The 1,582-nt window shown below is 27.8% G+C and carries 1 protein-coding gene; it reads left to right on the forward strand.

The window, feature by feature from the left end; genetic code table 11:
• Window positions 1-1,582: condensation domain-containing protein (locus HMPREF9225_RS09640; protein ID WP_008902760.1), on the forward strand; the 1,582-nt coding region annotated here is incomplete at both ends.

Genomic DNA, 1,582 nt, shown 5'->3' on the forward strand with positions numbered 1-1,582 from the left:
TATTAAAATTGTTAAGATAATGTCATTGATTTCTGAAAGGTTCAATTTAAAAATTCCGTACAGAGATTTTTTAAAGTATGATACGATTGAAGAATTAACTAAATTCATTATAAAAAAATCTGAGAAGTCTGAGAAAACCGAATCTGCTGAACAAAGAATTTATAAATATTATGAGCATAATTCAGACAACGAATATGAAGAGTTTCCACTAACTGATGTTCAGATGGCATACTTATTAGGCAGAGATGAAAAATTTGCATTAGGTGGAGTATCTACACATGGATATTATGAAATTTTAACAGACATGGACATATCATTATTAGAGTATAGATTAAATAAAATAATTAAATCTCAATCTATGTTTAGAACTTTATTTTCGCCAAAAGGCACACAAAAAGTTTTGAAAGACATTCCTTATTATAAAATTGTTGTAGAAGATGTTCAAATTTGTCCAAAAGAGGTTTTGAAAACAAAAATAATTAATGAAAGAAAGAGAATGTCGCATCATGTATTTGATGTTAGTGAATGGCCTCTTTTTGAGTTTAAAGCATTTAAAATTAGCGAGTCTGAATATTATCTATTTATTGGAATAGATTTATTAATTGCTGATGGAAGTAGTATGAGAATATTAGTTAAAGGTTTGTTAGAGAATAATGATGAGATATCAAAAAATCTATTTAATTATAAGGATTATGTAGAAGCATTAGAAGATTTTAAGAATAGTGAAACATATTTAGATGATAAAAAATATTGGTATGATAAAATTTCATTATTGCCCCCTGCACCAGAATTACTATTAAAAAGAAGTATTGACGAAATAAATAGACCACACTTTAGACGATGTGAAAATATTATATCCAATGAATTATGGCATAAGATTAAATATATAGCAAAGAGTAAAGGTATAACAGTATCTTCTTTACTATATTCAGCATATGCATATATTTTAGGATATTGGAGTAATCAACCAGAATTAACCTTAAACGTCACAGTATTTACAAGGTATCCTTTTAATGAAAATGTTAATAATATAATTGGTGACTTTACATCGGTTATATTAGTTGATACTAATGTAAGAGATGTAATAAACTTTTGGGATTTCGCAAAAAATAGTCAAGATAAAATGTTTGAAGCGTTAGAGCATAGGCATTATGATGGAATTAATGTTATACGAGAAATAAAAAAACAAAAAGGATTGCAAGATCAAGCAATAATGCCAGTAGTGTTCACAAGCTTATTATTTTCAATGGATAATGATGATAATTCTACAATAAATGATTTAGGCGAAATAAAGATGGGCGTGAGTCAAACTTCGCAAGTTTATTTGGATTATCAGGTTATGGAAACTAAGGAAGGCTTGTCTATTACATGGGATTATGTAGAAGAACTATTTGATGAATCTATGATAAATCAAATGTTTAATCAGTATATTTCTTTGGTAGAGAGTTTGGCTGGAGAAAACATTGCTTATCCAGATTTAAGCGTGCACGATAGTAATTTAGTGAAGACATATAATGAAACTAAAGAAGAAATCCCATCTACTACAGTGCAGGATGAATTTAAAAAGATAGTAGAAAAATAC

This window comes from Peptoniphilus duerdenii ATCC BAA-1640, from assembly GCF_000146345.1.
GTDB classification, from domain to species: Bacteria; Bacillota; Clostridia; order Tissierellales; family Peptoniphilaceae; genus Peptoniphilus_B; species Peptoniphilus_B duerdenii.